This is a genomic window from Rhodococcus sp. NPDC056960, assembly GCF_042674125.1.
Classification (GTDB): Bacteria; Actinomycetota; Actinomycetes; order Mycobacteriales; family Mycobacteriaceae; genus Rhodococcus_F.
Window position 1 is genome coordinate 99,291 of sequence record NZ_JBHURF010000020.1, and the last position, 20,049, is coordinate 119,339.

A 20,049-nucleotide genomic window follows, 5' to 3' on the forward strand; every position below is an offset into this window, starting at 1 on the left:
TGCTGGTTGTGGTGTGCGTGGCCGCTCAGGACCAGGTGTAGAAGCCTTGGCCGCTCTTGCGGCCGAGTTCGCCGTTCGCGACCTTCTCCCGCAGCAGCGCGGGCGGCGCGAACCGGTCGCCGAGCGTCTTCGCGAGGTGCTCGGCGATCGCGAGCCGGACGTCCAGTCCGACCAGGTCGGTGGACCGCAACGGACCCATCGGGTGCCGGTAGCCCAGTTCCATGGCCCGGTCGATCGATTCGGCGTCCGCGACGCCCTCCTCGAGCATCCGGATGGCCTCGAGCCCGAGACACACCCCGAGCCGGCTGGTCGCGAAACCCGGGGAGTCGTTGACCAGCACCTCGGTCTTGCCGAGCAGGGACACCCACTCGCGTACCTTCTCGACCACCGCGGTGTCGGTGGCGGGGGCGCGCACGATCTCGACGAGCGTCGACGCCGGGACCGGGTTGAAGAAGTGCATCCCGATCAGCCGGGCCGGGTCGCTGAGCGCGGCACCGAGCTCGGCGATGGAGATCGAGCTGGTGTTGGTAGCTATCACGGTGGCCGGCGACACGGTCTTCTCGACCACCGACAGCACCGCCAGCTTCAGGTCGACCAGTTCCGGGACGGCCTCGACGACGAGGTCGAGGTCCGACGGCAGCGCATCAGGCGCGTCCACCGTCGACACCCGGCCGAGGATGGTCGCGGGGTCGGCGTCGCCGAGCTTGCCGCGTTCGTGCGCCCGGTCGAGTCCGTCGGACACCCGCTGCCGGGCCGCCTCCCGGTCGCCGCTCTCCGCGATGGTGACGGTGGATCCGAGGGTGGCGAAGACCTGCGCGATGCCCGCGCCCATCCGGCCGCCGCCGACGACCCCGACGTTCTTCGGTGCTGTGCTCGTCATTTCTTCTTCTCCAGAAAGGCAGTCATGCGGTCGTGTTTGTCACTGCTCTCGAACAGCACCGCCTGGGCGATGTCGTCGGCGAACGGGTGCGAGCCCGGGGCGTCGACGATGATCTTGGTCAGCTTCAGCGCCAGCGGCGCCGAGCGGGTGATGCGGTCGATCACCTTGTGGGCCGCGGCGACGTGCTCGCCGGGGGCGACGACGTTCATCACGAGCCCGCAGCGCAGTGCCGTGGCGGCGTCGAGGTTCCGCCCGCCGAGCAGCACCTGCTTGGCGACGGACGTGCCGACGAGGTCCGGCAGCCGGTAGCTCGCGCCCGCCGCCGCCATGATGCCCAGGCCCGGCTCGGGGTTCCCGAACACCGCGGTTTCGGTGGCGATGCGCAGGTCGCAGGCGTAGGACAGTTCGGCGCCGCCGCCGAGCGCGTACCCGCTCACCGCGGCGACGGTGGGCAGCGGCAGCTTCGCGATGCGGTCGAACAGGGTGCGGTTGATGCCGGCGAACGCCTCGTCGCGGCCGCGCTCGCGCAGTTCGCCGATGTCGGCGCCGCCCGCGAAGTGCTCGCCCTCACCGGTCAGCAGCAGCGGCTTGGGCGTGGCCTCGAGCGCCGCGCACACCTCGTGCAGTTCGGCGATCATCTCCGCGTTGATCGCGTTGCGCTGCGCGGGCCGGTGCAGGGTGACGACCATCCGGTCGTCGCGGTCCTCGATCTTCAGGGTGTTCACGGCGCCTCGATCAGCATCGCGACGCCCTGGCCGACACCCACGCACAGCGTGGCCAGCCCGCGGCGGGCGCCTTCGCGTTCCATCCGGCCGAGCAGCGTCAGCAGGATCCGCGCACCCGAGCAGCCCAGCGGATGGCCGAGGGCGATAGCGCCGCCGTCCGCGTTGACGATCGACTCGTCGAGTTTGAGCTGCCGGATGACGCCGAGCGACTGCGCGGCGAAGGCCTCGTTGAGTTCGGCGGCGCCGAGGTCGGAGACGGACCAGTTGGCCCGGGCCAGCGCCTTGCGGGTGGCCGGGACCGGGCCCAGGCCCATGACGTTCGGGGCGATGCCCGCGCTGGCGCTGGTGACGATGCGGCCGCGCACGGTCAATCCGTACCGCTCCACCGCCGCCTCGCTCGCGACGACCAGGGCCGCGGCACCGTCCGACAGCGACGAGGACGAACCGGCGGTCACGATGCCGCCGGCGCGGAACACCGGCTTCAGCTTGCCCAGCTTCTCCAGAGTGGTTCCCCGACGCGGGGTCTCGTCGGCGGTCAGCTCCCCGTCCTTCAGCGGCACGGCGACGATCTCACGCTCGAAGCGGCCCGCGTCGATCGCCGCGATCGCCCGTTCCTGGCTGCGCAGCGCGAACGCGTCGCTCTCGGCGCGGGTGATGCCCTCGAGCGCGGCGACCTCCTCGGCCGTCTCGCCCATCGACAGCGTCACCTTGCGCACGTCGGGTCCGGCGCCGGCCGGAACGTCGCGGTCGGCGGCGGTGAACCGCGGGTTGGTGAAGCGCCACCCGAGCGAGGTGTCGGCCACCTCCCCCGGGCGCGCCCACGGGGTTCCGGGCTTCGCCATCACCCACGGCGCGCGGGTCATCGACTCGACGCCGCCGGCGATCACGATGTCGGCCTCGCCGCTGCGGATGGTGTGCGCGGCGGATGCGACCGCGGTCAGACCGCTCGCGCACAGCCGGTTCACGGTGTAGCCGGGCACGCTGTCGGGCAGCCCCGCGAGCAGTACGGCCATGCGGGCGACGTCACGGTTGTCCTCACCGGCCTGGTTGGCGGCGCCGAGGATCACCTCGTCGACGGCCTCGCCCGGGATGCCGGCCCGGCGGGCGGCCTCGGCCACGACGAGACCCGCGAGGTCGTCGGGGCGCACTCCTGCGAGCGCTCCGCCGTACCGACCCTGCGGGGTACGGGCTCCGTCCACCAGAAACACTTCGGCCACAGTCTTCTCCTTCACGGGGGTACCGTCTATTAATAACCGAATCTTCGGTCGGTACGCAAGGGGAGGTCGAGGCCGGGTTTCTCCATTCCGACCTTGACAACCAGCGACTACTACGACGATTCTGTTAACCGACCGAACGTACGGTGAAATGGAGTTGTCGTGAGCAAGTTACTGGAAAGCTACGCTGCCGGACGCTGGTACACCGCGTCCGACGAGGGAACGCCGCTGCTGAGCGCCGTCGACGGCTCCGAGGTGGCGCGGATCTCCGCGACCGGACTCGACCTCGGCGAGATGGTGACCTACGCCCGCGAGGTGGGCGGACCGGCGCTGGCGAAGCTGACCTTCCACGAGCGCGCCGCCGCGCTCAAGGCGCTCGCGCTGACGCTCATGGCCGGCAAGGACGAGTTCTACGCCCTGTCCACGTCGACCGGCGCCACCACGCGTGACTCCGGCGTCGACATCGACGGCGGCTTCGGCACCCTCCTCAGCTACGCGAGCAAGGCCCGGCGCGAACTGCCCAACGACACCGTCTACCTCGACGGCGCGCTCGAGCAGCTGGGCAAGAGGGGCACCTTCCTCGGCCAGCACGTCTACACGTCCCGCCGCGGCGTGGCCGTCCAGATCAACGCGTTCAACTTTCCCGTATGGGGCTTCCTGGAGAAGCTCGCGCCTGCGTTCATCGCCGGCGTCCCATCGATCGTGAAGCCCGCGAGCCAGTCGGCGTACCTCGCCGAACTCGTGTTCCGTCGCATCATCGAGTCCGGGCTGCTCCCCGAGGGGTCGGTCCAGTTGCTGTCCGGCAGTGCCCGCGGGCTGCTCGACCACCTCGGCGGGCAGGACTCCGTGGCGTTCACCGGCTCCGCCGACACCGCCGCCACCCTGCGGGCGCATCCGAACGTCGTCGGCGAGGGCGTGCACTTCAACGCCGAGGCCGACTCGCTCAACGCGTCCATCCTCGGCTCCGACGTCGAACCCGGCAGCGACGAATTCGACCTCTACGTCAAGCAACTCGTCACCGAGATGACGGTGAAGGCCGGTCAGAAGTGCACCGCCATCCGCCGCGCCTTCGTGCCCACCGCGATGATGGACGACGTCATCGCCGCCGTCGAAACCCGGCTGTCGCGCGTCGTCGTCGGCGCCCCCGACGCCGATGGCGTGACGATGGGTGCGCTCGCCAGCCTCGAACAGCGCGACGAGGTGCTGAAATCGCTTCGCGGACTCACCAAGTCGGCGAAGATCGTCGTCGGCGACCCCGACAACTTCGAGGTCGTCGGCGCCGACAAGGCCACCGGTGCGTTCCTGCCGCCGATCCTGCTGCGCTCCGACGACAAGGATGCCACCGAACCCCACGACATCGAGGCCTTCGGCCCCGTCAGCACCGTGATCGGATACGACGGCACCGACGAGGTGATCGAACTCGCCGCCCGCGGCAAGGGCAGCCTCGTCGCCTCCCTCGTCACCCGCGATCCCGCACTCGCCCGCGCCGTCGTCCTCGGTCTGGCCCCGTTCCACGGCCGCGTCCTCGTCCTCAACCGCGACGACGCGAAGGAATCCACCGGCCACGGTTCACCGCTGCCCGTCCTCGTGCACGGCGGACCCGGACGCGCGGGCGGCGGTGAGGAACTCGGCGGCATCCGCGGCATCCTGCACCACATGCAGCGCACCGCGGTCCAGGCCACCCCCGACATCCTGACCGCGGTCGGGAACAAGTGGGTCACCGGGGCGCAGCGCCACGACGACGGCGTCCACCCGTTCCGGAAGAACCTCGCCGAGTTGCGGATCGGCGACACCATCGTCGGCGGACCGCGTCAGGTGACGCTCGCGGACATCGACCACTTCGCCGAGTTCACCGGCGACACGTTCTACGCCCACACCGACCCCGAGGCGGCCGCCGCCAACCCGCTGTTCGGTGGCATCGTCGCGCACGGATACCTGGTGGTCTCGCTCGCGGCCGGCCTGTTCGTCGACCCCGCACCCGGTCCGGTGCTCGCCAACTTCGGCGTCGACAACCTGCGGTTCCTCACCCCGGTGAAGGCCGACGACAGCCTCACCGTCACCCTCACCGCCAAGCTCATCACCCCGCGCAGCAGCGCGGACTACGGTGAGGTGCGCTGGGACGCAGTCGTGGTCAACCAGGACGGCGATCCCGTCGCCACGTACGACGTCCTCACCCTCGTCGCCAAAGGAGACAACGCATGAGTTTCAAGGTCGCCGTCTGTTACGGCCAGCCCGATGACACCGAGGCGTTCGACGCCTACTACCGCGACACCCACGTGCCGCTGGCACGGAAGGTCCCCGGCCTGTCCGACTTCACCTGGGGCAAGTGCAGCGCACTCGACGGTGGAACGCCGCCGTACTACGCCGTCGCGAGCCTGTACTTCCCCGACGCCGACACCATGAAGTCCGGGCTGCAGTCCGAGGAGATGAAGCAGGCCGGAAAGGACGTCCGCAACTTCGCCACCGGCGGTGTCACCATGTACGTCCAAGAAGAAGAATCCGTCTACAACCAGTAGGAGAACCATGACTGTCGACGCGTCCGCAGAGTGCCGTATCGCACGGGAGATGTTCGAGGCCGACACCGCATCACAGGCGCTGGGCATCCAGATCCTCGAACTCAGCCCCGGCCACGCGGTCGCGTCGATGGTCGTCGGTGAGACGATGGTCAACGGGCACGGCATCACCCACGGCGGTTTCGTCTTCACCCTCGCCGACACGGCATTCGCCATGGCGTGCAACGGATACGACCTGCCCGCCGTCGCCGCCCGCGCCGACATCCGGTTCCTCGCGTCCACCCGCCTCGGCGACACCCTCGTCGCCGAGGCGGTGGAACGGGCCCGCTACGGGCGCAACGGCCTCTACGACGTGACCGTCCGGCGCGGCGACGACGTGATCGCGGAGTTCCGTGGCGACAGTCGATGCCTTCGGCCCGTGAGTACTTGTTAACGTCCGGCGGTTAACAAGTACTCACGGGTGCGCAGCACTCACGGGGGCGGCGTGCTTCCCGCGCTCGGACGCGGCGGCCTCGATGGCCATGGCGTGGTCGACCGCGTGCGGCGCGATTCCCAGGTTGTCCAACGTGTCCCACAGACTCGACAGCGCGACCTTCGGGTCGAGGTAGTACTCCGATTCGCGGACCCGCCAGAACGTCCAGCCGCAGCGCTTGAGTTCCTGCTCGCGTTCGAGGTCCGCGATCCGCTGCTCCGGGGTGGTCGAGAAGGCGTCGCCGTCACATTCGACCGCGAGTCGCATGGTGCCGCCGGTGACGACGAGGTCGATGCGCCGATTGTTCACCTCGACCTGCGAATTGACGTGATAGCCGCGTTCGGCGATGTCGTTGAACACCCGCTGCTCGAGCAGGTTGTCGAACGGCGGGATCCGCACGTCGCGGTCGACGTCCTGCGGCATCGGGTCGGCCGGGGCCGGCGACGTCGACATCATGTAACCGAGCAGGGAGTTGCGTAGGTCGGCCCGCTTCAGTTCGTCGACGGTGACGGAGTGGAACAGCCACAGCTGATCCTGCGCCCGCGACGCCGCGACGTTGAACCGCCGCTTGTACTGGTTCGCCGTCAGCGGTGCGAAGTTCTGCTCGGGTGCCACGACCATCGACAGGAAGACGACGCTCCGTTCGTCGCCCTGGAAGTCCGGCGGCGTCCCGACCCGCAGTCGCCGCTGCTCCCACTGCTCGATGCCGATGCGCTTGACGAGTTCGGTGCGGATGGCGTCGACCTGGGACTGCCCCTGCAGCACGACGATTCCGAACGTCTTGCCGTCGTAGCGGGGGTCGACGAGGCATTCGATGAGCTGGTCGACGAGGGCGGCGGCCTCGACGTGGTTGGTGAGGGCCGCGTCCTTACCTGACACGGTGGCGTCGGATACGTACGTATGTTTCAGCGGCGGAAGCCGGTCCGCGCCGAACTGCCGCACCGGGACCAGCGGCAGTTCGCCGTAGAACTGGGTGCTCGACCAGTTGATGATCTCGGGCATCGAGCGGAAGTGTTCCCGCAGCCGGACCACCTGACCGAAGCTGGTGCGCAGGATCGAGAACAGGCTCGACCGCGGCGTGAGCGTGGCCTGGACGTATTCGGGAAGGTCCGGCAGGTAGGCGTCCAGCCGGGTGAACACGTCGTCGAGGGTGCCGTTGGTGGGGATGTCGGCGGGTGCGCACTGTTTGTCGTCGCCGACGACGATCACGCGCGGCGCCAGCCACAGCAGGAACAGGTTGGTGATGTCGGCCTGGCTGGCCTCGTCGACGATGACGACGTCGAAGCTGCCCGGCACCGGCGGGATGGACGCGAGCACCTGCTGCAGCGGCATCACCCACGCGGGAACGGCGCCCTGCGCCTCCCCCATCGCGGAACGTGCTGCGCTGCGGTACTTCTCGGCGTACTTGCCGGCGCCCGCGCCGATGCTCGAGATGTGCTCACGGTACGTCTGCAGCGCCCGGACCTGATCTGCCGTCAGCTGCTCGAGGCAGTCGCGCCAGGCGGTGGCCGCGGCGAGCCGTGCCGTGAGGTGCGCGAGATCCGCTTCGACGGCGTTGAGTTCGGCTTCGAGTTCCTGCTCGCGGCCCGCCCGGTGCTGCTCGGTGACCCATTGGCGGGCGCGGCGCCACGCCCAGGCCTCCGACATCTGCCAGCTCATCTCGTCCCACTCGGTGAGCGCGGCCGTCCTGCGCACCAACTCGTACAGGGCGGGGGCGACCGGTGAGAGTCGTTCGGACAGTTCGTCGAAGAGCCGCTGATCCTGTTGCTCGACCCGCGCGACCGAGTAGCGGGCGAGGGCGTCCGAGAGGGCCGCGTTGTCGGCCTGGTCGAGCGCCGCCACCAGCGCGGTGCCTTCCGGCGACGGTCCCGCGTCGACCTCGGTGGACACGGCGGACACGATGGCGTCGAGTGCGGCCCGCGCATCGTCCACGTCGGCGCGGGTGGTGATGGCCTCCGCCGCCCCGGCCACCGCGGTGGCGTCGGCGAGGGTGCGGATCCGCGGCGCGTTCGGTGACAGCGCGAACAGTGCACGGGCGAGGGCGTCGCGCGCGACGAGGAGGGCGCGTACGCGGGCGACCCGGCCGACGATCATATTGAGGCTGTCGACCTGCACGGCGCGAGAACCGTTCATGTCCACCGGAATCCGGAGATCGGACAGCAGCGTGGCGGCGGTCTGCGCTGCGTCGTGGGCACGCAGGTGCTCGGTCACGAGCCGCACCGTGGCGGCGGTCGTGGCGGGTACGCCGTCGACGACGGCGTCGAGGCCGAGTTCCTCGACGGCCTTCTGCTCCTCGCTGCGACGGAACCGCGTCTTCCACTCGACTGCACCGGATTCCATGGCGACGGCGAGAGCACCCACCGCCTGCAGGGCGGGCCGGGTCATGACGGAGCACTGGACGTCGTGCGCGCCGATGTAGCGGTCGGCGGCCGCGGCGGCCTCGACGATCGCGGGCAGGGCGTCGAGCCGGCCCCACAGGTGGGTCGCGCGGCCGGAGAGGACCGTGTCGGCGAGGGTCTGGAACTGGCCGTCCAGGTCGAGGACGTCGTGCGCGCGGGCCTGCAGTTCCTTGCAGTGCCGGCGCACGGTGTACGCGGTCTCGGGGTCGACGCCGCCGAGGACCTCCAGCAGATGCGCCGACTGCGGGGTGTCGATGGGAACACTGGTCGACGCCCGCGAGCAGAGCCGTTCGAGTTCGGCGCGGTTGGGCAGCAGCGCGTCCAGCGCGGGAAGCGTCTGGTGCGACCGCTGCGCGCGCTCGGGCGACGCCGTCACGCACAGCCGGCGCAGCGTCTCGACCTCGGTGCCGACGAGGGGCGGCTGCTCGCACAGCAGCGGCCCGGGGAGCCATTCGTAGGCGTCCTGCAGACCCATGACCTTGCGGACGATGGTGGCGGCCGTGCCCTCGTAGCCGTCCGCGACGGTGTCGTGGTGGTACGTCTCGGATTCGCGCAGCGCCTTCACCTGCTCGAGCACGACGGCCCGCTTCTGCACGGCCTCGTCGCGCTGGGCCCGCAGGTCGGCGATCTTCTGGCCCTCGCTGTGCGGATTGAACGACGACTTCCGCTCGGCGATCGTCGCGACGCTGCGGGTGAGCTCGTCGGATCCGCCGCGGGACAGGTCGGTGATGGAGACGCACAGTTCCTGCATCTCCGGCGGGAGCTTGTCCCTCAGCACCCGGAGCGCCTGCGCCTTCTCGCTCGTCACGAGCACCCGCTGGCCCCGTGCGAGCAGCGCCGATACCAGGTTGGCGATCGTGTGGGTCTTGCCCGTCCCGGGCGGGCCTTCGACCACCACTCCGCTGTCGCCGCCGAGCCGCTCGATGATCTGCGACTGTTCGGCGTTGGCCGGAAGCGGGAACAGCGGATCCTCGGCGAGCGACGACGAGGTGGCGGCGCCGGTGCGCTCGAGCCAGGCCAGCCGGTCGGCCGGTTCGATCGCCTCCACCAGTTGCGCGAGCCCGAGCGGGACGGTCGCGCCGTCGCGTTCGAGGTGGGCGATCATCTGCTCGTAATACTCGACCAGGGCGAACGCATTGCGCTTGCGCAGAACCAGCGCGGGCGACAGCGTGACGGTGCCGTCGACGTCGGTGTCGGGGGGCCGGATGTCGTCCCGAATCGTGACAGGAGTCATCAGCGACTTCGGTGCCCACTCCGCGAGCAGTGCGCGAACGCCGTCGCCGAGCGGCGACGCGGCGGTGTCCTGCAGTTGTTTTTGCAGCGGCATCGCGTGCGCGCTGTCGTAGACGCCGAGTCCGGTGAACAGTTGGGAGTCTTCGAGCCGGGGCTGGGAGCCGGCGATCAGCCGCACCAGCAGGTCGCCGGTCCGCGGGTCGCGGTGGATACTCGCGGACTGCGTGACCAGATGGGTGTGCACACCGTCGTCGCCGGCGTCCGACAGGGTCAGCAGACCGGACGCGAGGACGAGTTCGATTGTCTCGGGGCGCGCATTCAGTTCCTGCAGCATCAACTGCAACGACTGGTACAGATCGGCGTGCGGGCGGCGCTCGCGGTCGGACTTCGCCCACGCCTGCCACCGCTTCACGTAGGCATCGAACGCCTGCCGGACGTCGTAGGCGCGGCGCACGTCGTATTCCTCGTCGGAGTCCTCGGCGTAGGCGTCGGACGCGTTCAGCTCGAGGTCGGTGCGGGAGCTGTCGGCGCGGGCCGACGCGTCCACCCAACCAGCGAGGACGGCGGGCAGTTCCGGCGGATCGTCGACGCCGATGAGGGGCACCCGCAGGACGATGTCGCCTTGCGCGGCGTCGGGATCGAGTTGGATCGTCCGGCCGTCCTGGTGCAGCCACTCGACCTGTTCGTGCTGGTCGACGCGGAGAACCGGCTTCGTACGAGCCCTGACGATCTCGCGCAGGAACTGCAGCAGGCGCTGGACGCGGCCTGCGAGCTCGGCGTCGGTTTCGGGACTCGACAATGTAAACCTCTGCGAATTCTCGGTGGTGAAGTGCGCTTGCCCCCGCCGTGCACACTATCGGGTCGAGGGGGTGAAGTTCGAGGCGTCGCCCCCTGGCCGGGGGACTGGACGGTCGCTCGAGGGTCCGAATGAGCCGTCGTTCGTACCGGCCGGTCTCTACTATCGATCCATGAGGAAATCGCGCATCACGACGCTGGCAGCGGTGATCGCGACTGTCGCCGTCACCGTGTTGGGGGGTGCCACCGTGTCGACTGCCGCGCCGGCGCCGGGCGCCCGGGTCACCGCGTCCTCCGACGGGTTCGCGCTCGACGGACAACCGTGGTGGCCGACCGGGTTCAACGCCTATCAACTGGCCACCAACTGGTCGGTGAACTGGGGATGCGGCGCGATGGTCGACCTCGACTCGTACTTCTCCGCGTTGCCACCGCACTCGCTGACCCGGTTCAACCTCTTTCAGACGCTGGCGATCAACCGGTTCACCGGGCAGCTGGACTTCGGGCCGATGGACGCCGTGTTCGCGGTCGCCGAGGCGCACGACCAGATGCTCGTTCCGGTCCTGGCTCCGCAGGACGGAGCGTGCGAGGACGGGGTGTTCAAGGGCCGGCAGTGGTACGCGGACGGCTGGACGACGATGACGCCGGGGCCCCGCACGCTGATGAGCTTTCAGGACTGGATGCGCACCGCCGTCGACCGGTTCAAGGGTTCGCCGTCGCTCGCGGCGTGGGAGCTCGTCGGGGAGCCGGAGACGAGCACGTGCACCGACGCCGAGTGCTCGTGGTGGACGCGCACGTGTGAGCCGGACGCGGCGCAGGTGCTGCGCGACTTCTTCGACACGGCCGGCGCCGACGTGCGGGCGCGCGACCCGCGGACGCTGATCACGGCGGGATTCACCGGCGGTGGCCAGTGCGGAACGCAGGGCGACGAGTACCAATTCGTCTCGGCGTCAACGTATGTCGACGTCGTGCAGTATCACGACTACGGCGCCGACGGCGTTCCTCTGCCCGGCGATCAGTGGAACGGTCTCGCGCGACGCCTCGAACAGGCTGCGGCGCTGGGCAAGCCGCTCCTGATGGGCGAGATCGGCGAGCTCGCCGGATCGTGCGCCACGCTCGCGGACCGGGCGACGCACATCGGCACCAAGATCCAGGGGCAGAGGGACGCGGGTGCGGCCGGGGCCCTCCTGTGGGCGTTCGTCCCGGACCCCCGGCCCACCGACTGCACCTACGACATCGGTCCCACCGACCCGCTGTGGGACGTGGTGGAGCAGTTCGGAAGCTGGGGGCCGGGTACCACGCCCGGAGACACGTAGAGCCCCGTCGTCACGCCCAGGAGACGGATTCCTCCGGATCGAGCCTGGGGAGTCGGTCGAACCAGGGGTTCTCGCCCGGGTGGCCGATGTTGACGACGAGGGTCGATCGCCAGCGTCCGTCCGGGAAGAATTCCTGGTCGACCCCGTCTGCGTCGAATCCGGCCATCGGTCCGGCCGCGAGGCCCAGCGAGCGCACGGCGAGAATGAAGTACCCGGCCTGCAGGGCGGCGTTGAAATCGCCGGTGTGCTTGCGCATCGGCTCGTTCGCCTCGAACACGTCGCGGAGTCCGGGCCGGAACGGCAGCAGCGTCGGGATGTGGTCGTGGAATCGCGGGTCGACGGCGAGGACGGCGACGGCCGGCGCCGAGGCGGTCTTCTCCTTGTTCCCGTCGCTCATGTGCTCGACGAGGCGGGCCCGGCCCTCGTCGGTGCGCACGAACAACACCCGGAGCGGCTGGGTGTTCGCCGCGGTGGGCGCCCAGCGTGCGAGTTCCCAGATCTGCGCGAGTTCGTCGTCGCTCACCGGCGTCGGAGCGAAGCTGTTGGCGGTGCGCGCCTCCGTGTAGAGCAGCGCCCGCGCCGCGTCGTCGAGGCCTCTACCTGCTGTGAGTGCGTGGGTCATCGGCTCCCTTTCTGCTTGTTACTTCTAAAATACTAGTTGCAGAGCCGATGCTAGCACCATTGCTAGGGTGGAGGTGTGACTGACGACGGCGAAGTGACGCACGAACCCCGTGCCTGCGACGCGGCCCTCGCACGCGCCTTCACGTTTCTCGGCAAACGCTGGAACGGCGTGATCCTCGGCGTGCTGATGGAGGGATCGTCCACGTTCTCCGAGCTGCGCCGCGGCGTCGGCGGCATCAGCGACTCGGTGTTGTCCGACCGCCTCGCCGAACTGGCCGCGGCCCGGCTCGTCCTGCGCACCGTCGAGGAGGGCCCGCCGGTCTCGGTCGCCTACGAACTCACGCCGGCCGGCCGGGCACTCCTGCCGTCACTCAATGCCCTGACGGACTGGGCGCGGGAAAACCTTCCGGCGCAGCCGGTTTCAGGACAGTAGGTGGACGGTCAGCGACCGCCGCGCCGCAGCGTCACGCGATAGGTGTAGTGCTCGGGCAGGAAGTAGCTGACCGCCAACTCGACGGTCCGCCCCTCCGAGTCCGAGTAGAGACGATCCACCCGCAGCATCGAATGCCCCTCGTCACACCCGAGTTCGCGGGCCACGTCCGCGGGAGCCGCCGCGACCGTGATCGATTGCGCCGCCTCCACGATGGGGCTCCGCAGGTGCGGCTCCAGCAGACCGATGATCGTGTACGAACTGACGGCGCCTGCCGACATCTCGGGTGCGTCGGCGACGAGCCGGGCGATCTCGTCGGGAAGGTAGACGGTGGTCAACACGAACGGGGTGTCGTCGTGGCGCCGCCGGAACGCGACCGTGTGGACGAGGTCCGTGTCGAGCCGGAGCCTGCTGGCCGCCTCGATGTCGACCCGCCGGCGCAGCGGTGAGACCACCTCCATGGTGGTGTCCGTGGACAGGTTCATCAGATCCTCGATCGACCCCAGCTGACGCAGGTATCGGCCGTCGGACTCGGCGGCGAACGTCCCGCGGCCCGGCACCCGGTAGACGATGCCCTCGGCGACCAGGTCCTGGAACGCGCGGCGGACGGTCTGCCTGCTGACGCCGTGCTGCTCCGCGAGCTCGAATTCGGTGGGCAGCTTGATACCGCCGCGGTACTTGCCCGCCGCAATGTGCTCGCGGAGCTGCCGCGACACCAGCTGGTACGCCGGCTCCGTCTCTCGTTCTCGTTCCCTACCGTTCATCGCGCACCGATCCTACGTGCAGGTCGCTGGACTACAGCCCGCCTCGCGACACCAGCTGCGAAACGATGACGTTCCGCTGGATCTCGTTGGTGCCCTCACCGACGATCATCAGCGGCGCATCCCGGAAATACCGCTCCACGTCGTACTCGGTCGAATAACCGTAACCACCGTGAATCCGAACAGCATCGAGGGCGATGTCCATCGCCACCTCCGACGCATACAGCTTCGCCATCCCCGCCTCCATGTCACACCGGTCGCCGCTGTCGTACTGCTCGGCCGCATGCCAGGTCAGCTGCCGGGCCGCCGTCAGCTTCGTCGCCATGTCCGCCAGATAGTTGCCGATCGACTGATGCTTCCAGATCGGCTGACCGAAACTCTCCCGCTGCTGCGCGTAGGCGAGCGAATCCTCGAGCGCCGCCGTCGCCACACCCAACGCCCGGCACGCCACCTGGATGCGGCCGGTCTCCAGGCCCTTCATCATCTGACCGAAACCCTTACCCGGCGTGCCGCCGAGGATCGCCGTCGCCGGGATCCGGTACCCGTCGAACGACAGCTCACACGTCTCGACACCCTTGTAGCCGAGCTTGGGCAGATCCCGCGACACCGTCAGACCGGGACCGTGCTCGACCAGCACGATGGAGATGCCCTTGTGCTTGGGGGTCGCCTGCGGGTCGGTCTTGCACAGCAACGCGATCAACCCGGACCGGCGCGCGTTGGAGATCCACGTCTTCGCCCCGGAGATCACCAGATCGTCGCCGTCCGTCTTCGCGGTGGTCGACATGGCCTGCAGATCCGAACCGCCGCCGGGCTCGGTCAACGCCATCGTGGCCCGGATCTCACCGGTCGCCATCCTCGGCAGGTACTGCCGCTTCTGCTCCTCCGTGCCGTACAGCGACAGCAACTTCGCCACGACCGTGTGCCCACCCATCGCCCCGGCCAGGCTCATCCACCCACGGGCCAGCTCCTGCGTCACCCGCGCGTAGCAGGGCATCGACACCGGCGATCCGCCGTACTCCTCCGGGACCGCCAGACCGTAGATCCCGATCTGCTTCATCTGCTCGATCCACTTCTCCGGGTACTCGTTGGCGTGCTCGACCGCCTGCACCGTCGGCTTCACGTCACGATCGATGAACGCGCGCACCGTCTCGACCAGGTACGCCTCTTCGTCGTTCAGCTTGCCCATGAATCCACCTCACACTTTCCGCAACATTTGTACGGCCATAATCCGACAATGTCTGCTTAAAGTCAATGATCCGTCTTGACATGACCCGTGACCGCTGCCAACATCAGCAGCGCAGCCGCATCCGGCTGGCCGTACATATCCAGCCCGACCCGGGCTCCCGGACCCTAGGAATGAAGCATCGTGCAGAACCTCACCCGCAGGCGCGCCGTTCTGGTGGCCCCCGGATCCGACGAGCGCAAGGCCCTCAAGGCGCTCCGGTCGACCGCCGACGAGGTGGTCCTCGACCTCGAGGACGCGGTCGCGCCCGCGAAGAAGGCCGATGCCCGCGACCTCGTGCGCCGCCTCGTGCTCGAGTCCGACAGCTCCCGCGCCGTCTCGGTTCGCATCAACGCGCTGACCACGCCGTGGGCCGAGGACGACCTCGCGCTGTGCGTCTCGCTCGGCGGCGCGCTCACGTCCGTCGTGCTCCCCAAAACCGAGACGGCACACGATCTCGCTCATGCCGACCAGGTTCTCGCCGGCACCGACATCGGGGTGCAGGCTCTCGTCGAGACCCCGATCGGGGTGCAGAACATCGGCGACATCACCCGGGCCGTCACCCGGCTCGAGTCCGTCATCATCGGCTACGCGGATCTCGGCGCGGCGCTCGGCCGGTCCCGCACCGCCCTGCCCGAGCACTGGCTCGCGATCCAGGACGCCGTCCTCGTCGCCGCCCGCGCCGCGGGCATCCAGGCAGTCGACGGTCCGTTCCTCGGCATCGCCGACGACGACGCCTTCCGGCACTCGGCCGCATGGACCAGCGCGCTCGGCTTCGACGGGAAATGGGTCATCCACCCCGCCCAGGTCGAATCCGCCGCCGCGGCGTTCACTCCCACCGACACGGCCGTCGAGGACGCACGGCGCGTGATCGACGCGCTCGCCGCGGCCGACGCCGCCGGCAACGGAGCCGCTCAACTCGACGGACAAATGCTCGACGAGGCCGTCGCAGTGGCGGCCCGACGAATCCTGGCTCAGGTAGGTGGCAAGTGACGATCACACAGACATATGTCGGCGGACCGTACTTCGACGAACTCGAGGTCGGCGACGTCTTCGACACCGCACCCGCCGTCACCCTGACCAGCGGTCTCGCCGCGACCCATCAGGCCATCCTCGGTGACCGCCTACGCCTTCCCCTCGACGCGCACCTGTCCCGGGCCGTGACCGGACCCGGGGACGCCGTCGCGAACCCCGGTCTCGTCTGCGACGTCGCCATCGGGCAGTCCACGCTGGCCACCCACCACGTGAAGGCCAACCTCTTCTACCGCGGTCTCCGCTTCCACCACTTCCCCCACCTCGGCGACACGCTGTACACGCGCACCGAAGTGGTGGGCCTGCGGGAGAATTCGGCGAAACCCGGGCGCAAACCCACCGGCCTGGCGGCACTCCGGATGACGTCCACCGACCAGGACGGCCGCACCGTCCTCGACTTCTACCGCTGCGCCATGCTGCCGTTGAGCGAGAACCCCGACGACGACCGCGTCCGCAAGTCCGACGACCTGTCCGCGATCGGTCCGCAGACGGAGCAGTCCTTCGCCGCTCCCGAAGGCTGGGACCTCGCCCGCTACCGCGACAAGGTTCCCGGACAACACTTCTCCGCCGACCTCGCCGGGACCGTCCTGCGGAGCAGCGGCGACGTGGTCTCGAGCGCACCCGAACTGGCGCGACTCACCCTCAACATCGCGGCCACCCACCACGACGAACGCGTCGGCGCGGACGGACGACTCGTCTACGGCGGGCACACCATCGGCATCGCGCTCGGACAGGCCACGCGCGCCCTGCCCAACCTCGTGACCGTTCTGGGCTGGAAGTCGTGCGACCACACCGGGCCCGTCCACGAAGGCGACACTCTCACCAGCGAACTCGAGGTCGAGAACGCCGAGGCGTTGCCGGGCGGCGGCGGAGTACTGCACCTGCGGTCACTCGTGTTCGCGCACAACGCCTCCGCATCCGACGTTCCCGTCCTCGACTGGCGCTTCACCGCCCTCATGGCCTGACCGCCACAACCAAGGAGCATCTCTCGTGACCGCCCACACCCCCCTCGCCGGACTCCGCATCGTCGAGGTCTCCAGTTTCGTCGCGTCCCCCCTGTGCGGGCTGACGCTCTCCCAGCTGGGGGCCGAGGTGATCCGGATCGATCCCATCGGCGGTGCCGCCGACTACAACCGCTGGCCGGTCACGGACGACGGCGAGAGCATCTACTGGACCGGCCTCAACCGCGGCAAGCGGTCCGTGGCCGTCGACATGCGCAGCCCCGAGGGGCAGCAACTGGTCCAGCAACTGGTCGCGGCTCCCGGTGCGGGTGGCGGAATCCTCGTCACCAACGCCGGCGGTCGGAACTGGCTCGCCCACGACACGTTGAGTGCGCTCCGCTCCGACGTCATCACCCTCGAAATCCTGGGCGGCCGAGACGGTTCCCCCGGCGTCGACTACACCGTCAACGCGGCGCTCGGCTTCCCGTCCATCACCGGTCCCACCGATCATGCCGGGGTCGTCAACCACGCCCTCCCCGCCTGGGACGTGGCGTGCGGGCTGTACGCCGCGCTCGCAGTCGCCGCCGCCGCGCGCCACCGCGACGCCACCGGCGAGGGCACCCGCATCTCCCTGCCACTCGAGGACGTCGCGCTCGCCACCGCCGGCACGCTCGGCTACCTCACCGAAGTACAGATCAACGGCAGCGGACGCCAGGGAACCGGAAACTCCGTCTACGGCACGTACGGAACGGATTTCACCACCAGCGACGGCGCCCGATTCATGATCGTGGCCCTCACACCCCGCCACTTCCGTGACCTGGTCACCGTCACCGGAACCACCGCCCCCGTCGAGGCACTCGCCACCGCACTCGACGCCGACTTCGCCCGCGAAGCCGACCGCTTCACCCACCGCGACGTTCTCACCGCACTCTTCGCGCGCTGGTTCCGCGAACACACCGCAACCGAAGTGGCCGAAGCACTGTCGAAGACATCCGTCCTCGCCGAGCGCTACCGCACCTTCGACGAACTCGTCGCCTCCGGCGAACTCGAGAACAACCCGATGTTCGCCCCCCTCGACCAGCCGCGGATCGGCACCTACCTCGCCTCCGGACATCCCGCATCGTTCGACGGCCACCACGCCACCGTCGCCCCCGCCGCCGCCGTCGGCGACGACACCCGCAGCGTGCTCAGAGACCTCCTCGGCAGCTCCGACTCCGACATCACCAAACTCCTCGACACCGGCATCGTCGGGGGGAAGTGACGCGGAGTCGACCCCGAGACTATCGCTTTCTCAATGCGATTCGGCGGATCGAGGTCTGATCAATAAAGCAATGGTCGCCGCCAAGACGCTGCCGCAGAGGACACCAGCAAGCGCGGTAGCCCACCGTTGTCCCACCGAAGCGTCCGTGGAGGTCAGTGCGCATACCAGCATCGTCGCCGACCCTGCCAGTGGCAGGACGACGGTCGAGCTGAGCAACCGGCTGGTGCCGTTACGGAATCGCAGGAGCGACGGGGGAATCAGCACGTTCGACACAATGAGAAGCACAATGCCGACGTAGAGCAGAGCGTTCATTGCTTTCCTATCACAGGGCGGTGGACGGTGAGGGCGAACACCTGGCGTGCGGGGAAGGTCAGGGTATTCCCGCCGGCTTCACTCAGTGTTCCATCGATGCCCGGCTGCAAAGATGGTGATCCCCTACCAAAATCTCCAGCTGGTTGAGCAAGTATCGCCGGTGCCCTACAGGCCCTCCATCTCCACTACCCGCAATGCAAGCGCCACATCCAGGCGCAGAATCGGATCTGTCGTGAACGGGCCGACGATGCTCTCCAACTTGCCGATCCGGTAGCGCAGCGTGTTGTAGTGGAAATGCAGAACGCGTGCAGTTTCGGCGACGTTGCAGTTGGTGTTCAGGAGTTCCTGCAGCGTCTGGCGGAGATCGATCATTTCGTCGGTGTCGCCGGCGAGCGAACCGAGGATCTCGGTGGCGAACGCTTGGAGTTCAGCGCTGTCGTCGACCAGGGAGAGCAGTCTGTGGACGCCCAGGCTGTCGAAGTGTGCGACAGAACCGTTCCCGCGCATGCGCCGCACAACCGTCACTGCGTTTCGTGCTTGGTCGTACGCTTGCGGAATGTCGGCCACGGAGCCGATGACGCGACTGATTCCGGTGCAGAACGAATGCCTGCCGCCTCCGCGGTCACCGGTGACGGCCGCGATCAGATCGTCGACGACAATTCGTGCATCGTTGTCGCCCACCGGCATCAACGTCACCACTTCATGACTGAAGCCAACTACCGGGGCACGCCGGTCCCTGCGACGCACCACCTGCTGCCAGGCAGCTGTGAGCCGTTGTTGCGGCAGTCTTCCGGCGGCCGGCGGACGTGTCGCACGGTCGGCGGGAGCGGCGTCCGGGTCGAGCTCCGCGACGACGACCACCATGCTGCGGTTCAGGTCCCATTCGAGCTGCGCGCAATGCTCCATGATCTGGACGGTCGTCCCCGCGGTCCCGTTGAGAACATCGCGCAGGAAGTCGCCATGAAACTTCGATTCGACCGCCGACACCGCGAGCTGCTTGGTAACCGCCAACGCAACAACGGTTGCGGCACGCTCCAGCGCTTGCATCGTGACGGGGCCCAATCCGCCGTCTCCCACGAAGGCGACGATGGCGCCGTGGTCGGTCCCGCCGGCGAAAACGGGTGCGACGGCGATCTGGCCTGCCTCGGTGCCCGGCGCCGGCTGCAGGCCGTGGTGCAGTCGCTCGGTACGAAGTCGGCCGGACGGGTCGAACAGTGGCAACCCCTCCAGCGTCTGCAGTGTGGCCGCCGCACCAGCGGTCGCGTTCACTCGCCCGTCGGGCGTGCAGATGAGCACCGCGGCGTCGAACAGCACGGCGACCTCGTCCGCTATCTGCGGCAGATCGCCTCCTTCGAGGACGATCTTGGTCAAGGCACGATGCATGCGGTCCGCAACGTCGAGGGCGAAGGCCTGACGATCGACGAGGTGTGCGAACACCTCCGACATCACCTCGTCGAATCCGACGTCGTGTGGGATGAGAAACAGCGGAACGCCGAGTCGGTCAGATGCCTCGAGCATCGCGGCGGGAAGATCGGCGAGGTACCGGCCCTCCTTCACACCGAGCGCTGCCGCGCCGCGCTGGGCGAGGCCTTCGATGAGTTCGACCAGAGCCCCGGGGTCGAACGGCTCACCCGAGTCGGCATGTCGCAGAGGGAACCCGGTGGTGAGCAACAGCTCGTTCGGCTTTACCCACGGCAGTATGTCCGGCACCTCGATGACGTTGACTCGGAGAACGATCTGCTCCAGGCCGCGCGCCCCCGCGATCAGCTGCGAGCCGGCCAGGCTGGGCAGGGTCAGCAGCTCCCGAATCGTCAGCGCGTAGCCGGCGGGTGCCTGCAATCCACGCTCTCGCGAATACTCCTTGCTGGCATCATGTTTCAGGAGCCACCCGTACTCCGACGACGATCCGGCGGCTGCGTCCACAG

Annotated in this window: 17 protein-coding genes; 8 read left to right on the forward strand and 9 right to left on the reverse strand. The window is 68.8% G+C overall.

The window, feature by feature from the left end; translation table 11 throughout:
• Window positions 1-25: 25 nt before the first annotated feature.
• From ACFTWF_RS29150 to ACFTWF_RS29160, 3 genes are read right to left on the reverse strand one after another with little or no spacing between them, the layout of a single operon-like run.
• The gene (locus tag ACFTWF_RS29150; protein ID WP_378464600.1) at window positions 26-880 is read right to left on the reverse strand and encodes a 3-hydroxyacyl-CoA dehydrogenase family protein; all 855 of its coding nucleotides are present in this window, start codon (window positions 878-880) and stop codon (window positions 26-28) included.
• On the reverse strand, window positions 877-1,605 hold the full coding sequence (locus ACFTWF_RS29155) for an enoyl-CoA hydratase/isomerase family protein (protein ID WP_378464601.1): 729 nt from the start codon (window positions 1,603-1,605) through the stop codon (window positions 877-879). The genes ACFTWF_RS29150 and ACFTWF_RS29155 overlap by 4 nt, the downstream gene beginning before the upstream one ends.
• Window positions 1,602-2,822 carry a thiolase family protein gene (locus ACFTWF_RS29160; RefSeq protein ID WP_378464602.1) on the reverse strand — a complete coding sequence of 407 codons (1,221 nt, stop codon included), beginning with the start codon at window positions 2,820-2,822 and terminating at the stop codon, window positions 1,602-1,604. The genes ACFTWF_RS29155 and ACFTWF_RS29160 overlap by 4 nt, the downstream gene beginning before the upstream one ends.
• A 159-nt stretch (window positions 2,823-2,981) precedes the next feature.
• On the opposite strand from ACFTWF_RS29160, the gene paaZ reads away from it, so the two are divergent.
• The 3 genes from paaZ to paaI are packed head-to-tail and all read left to right on the forward strand — an operon-like array spanning window position 2,982 to window position 5,765.
• The gene (gene paaZ, locus ACFTWF_RS29165; RefSeq protein ID WP_378464603.1) at window positions 2,982-5,021 is read left to right on the forward strand and encodes a phenylacetic acid degradation bifunctional protein PaaZ; all 2,040 of its coding nucleotides are present in this window, start codon (window positions 2,982-2,984) and stop codon (window positions 5,019-5,021) included.
• Window positions 5,018-5,335: an EthD family reductase gene (locus tag ACFTWF_RS29170; protein WP_378464604.1), complete on the forward strand. Its 318-nt coding sequence runs from the start codon at window positions 5,018-5,020 to the stop codon at window positions 5,333-5,335. Before paaZ ends, ACFTWF_RS29170 begins: the two co-directional genes overlap by 4 nt.
• A 7-nt stretch (window positions 5,336-5,342) precedes the next feature.
• Window positions 5,343-5,765, forward strand: coding sequence for a hydroxyphenylacetyl-CoA thioesterase PaaI (gene paaI / locus ACFTWF_RS29175; RefSeq protein WP_378464605.1), 423 nt, complete (start codon window positions 5,343-5,345; stop codon window positions 5,763-5,765).
• Window positions 5,766-5,786: 21 nt separating this feature from the next.
• Here the strand turns inward: paaI and ACFTWF_RS29180 are convergent, their stop codons facing one another.
• Entirely contained in the window at window positions 5,787-10,235 is a 4,449-nt protein-coding gene (locus tag ACFTWF_RS29180) for an AAA domain-containing protein (RefSeq protein WP_378464606.1), read from the reverse strand.
• Between the two features lie 169 nt (window positions 10,236-10,404).
• On the opposite strand from ACFTWF_RS29180, the gene ACFTWF_RS29185 reads away from it, so the two are divergent.
• The gene (locus tag ACFTWF_RS29185; protein ID WP_378464607.1) at window positions 10,405-11,544 is read left to right on the forward strand and encodes a beta-mannosidase; all 1,140 of its coding nucleotides are present in this window, start codon (window positions 10,405-10,407) and stop codon (window positions 11,542-11,544) included.
• Between the two features lie 10 nt (window positions 11,545-11,554).
• Here the strand turns inward: ACFTWF_RS29185 and ACFTWF_RS29190 are convergent, their stop codons facing one another.
• A complete protein-coding gene (locus tag ACFTWF_RS29190; RefSeq protein ID WP_378464608.1) occupies window positions 11,555-12,166 on the reverse strand; it encodes a malonic semialdehyde reductase in 612 nt (203 codons plus the stop codon).
• A gap of 75 nt (window positions 12,167-12,241) precedes the next feature.
• Between ACFTWF_RS29190 and ACFTWF_RS29195 the strand changes: the two genes are divergently transcribed.
• A complete protein-coding gene (locus ACFTWF_RS29195) occupies window positions 12,242-12,598 on the forward strand; it encodes a winged helix-turn-helix transcriptional regulator (RefSeq protein WP_378464609.1) in 357 nt (118 codons plus the stop codon).
• An 8-nt stretch (window positions 12,599-12,606) separates the two neighbouring features.
• Here the strand turns inward: ACFTWF_RS29195 and ACFTWF_RS29200 are convergent, their stop codons facing one another.
• On the reverse strand, window positions 12,607-13,359 hold the full coding sequence (locus ACFTWF_RS29200) for a GntR family transcriptional regulator (protein WP_378464610.1): 753 nt from the start codon (window positions 13,357-13,359) through the stop codon (window positions 12,607-12,609).
• 31 nt (window positions 13,360-13,390) lie between these two features.
• A complete protein-coding gene (locus tag ACFTWF_RS29205) occupies window positions 13,391-14,542 on the reverse strand; it encodes an acyl-CoA dehydrogenase family protein (RefSeq protein ID WP_378464611.1) in 1,152 nt (383 codons plus the stop codon).
• A 180-nt stretch (window positions 14,543-14,722) separates the two neighbouring features.
• On the opposite strand from ACFTWF_RS29205, the gene ACFTWF_RS29210 reads away from it, so the two are divergent.
• From ACFTWF_RS29210 to ACFTWF_RS29220, 3 genes are read left to right on the forward strand one after another with little or no spacing between them, the layout of a single operon-like run.
• Window positions 14,723-15,571, forward strand: a complete 849-nt coding sequence (locus ACFTWF_RS29210; RefSeq protein ID WP_378464612.1) for an HpcH/HpaI aldolase/citrate lyase family protein — start codon at window positions 14,723-14,725, stop codon at window positions 15,569-15,571.
• Entirely contained in the window at window positions 15,568-16,575 is a 1,008-nt protein-coding gene (locus ACFTWF_RS29215) for a MaoC family dehydratase (RefSeq protein WP_378464613.1), read from the forward strand. Before ACFTWF_RS29210 ends, ACFTWF_RS29215 begins: the two co-directional genes overlap by 4 nt.
• A 25-nt stretch (window positions 16,576-16,600) precedes the next feature.
• Window positions 16,601-17,812, forward strand: coding sequence for a CoA transferase (locus ACFTWF_RS29220; protein ID WP_378464614.1), 1,212 nt, complete (start codon window positions 16,601-16,603; stop codon window positions 17,810-17,812).
• Between the two features lie 30 nt (window positions 17,813-17,842).
• Here ACFTWF_RS29220 and ACFTWF_RS29225 read toward each other — a convergent pair whose 3' ends face one another.
• Window positions 17,843-18,124 (reverse strand): hypothetical protein, encoded by a 282-nt coding sequence (locus ACFTWF_RS29225; RefSeq protein ID WP_378464615.1) that lies wholly within the window; start codon window positions 18,122-18,124, stop codon window positions 17,843-17,845.
• Between the two features lie 165 nt (window positions 18,125-18,289).
• Window positions 18,290-20,047, reverse strand: a complete 1,758-nt coding sequence (locus ACFTWF_RS29230) for a PucR family transcriptional regulator (protein WP_378464616.1) — start codon at window positions 20,045-20,047, stop codon at window positions 18,290-18,292.
• Window positions 20,048-20,049: the final 2 nt, after the last annotated feature.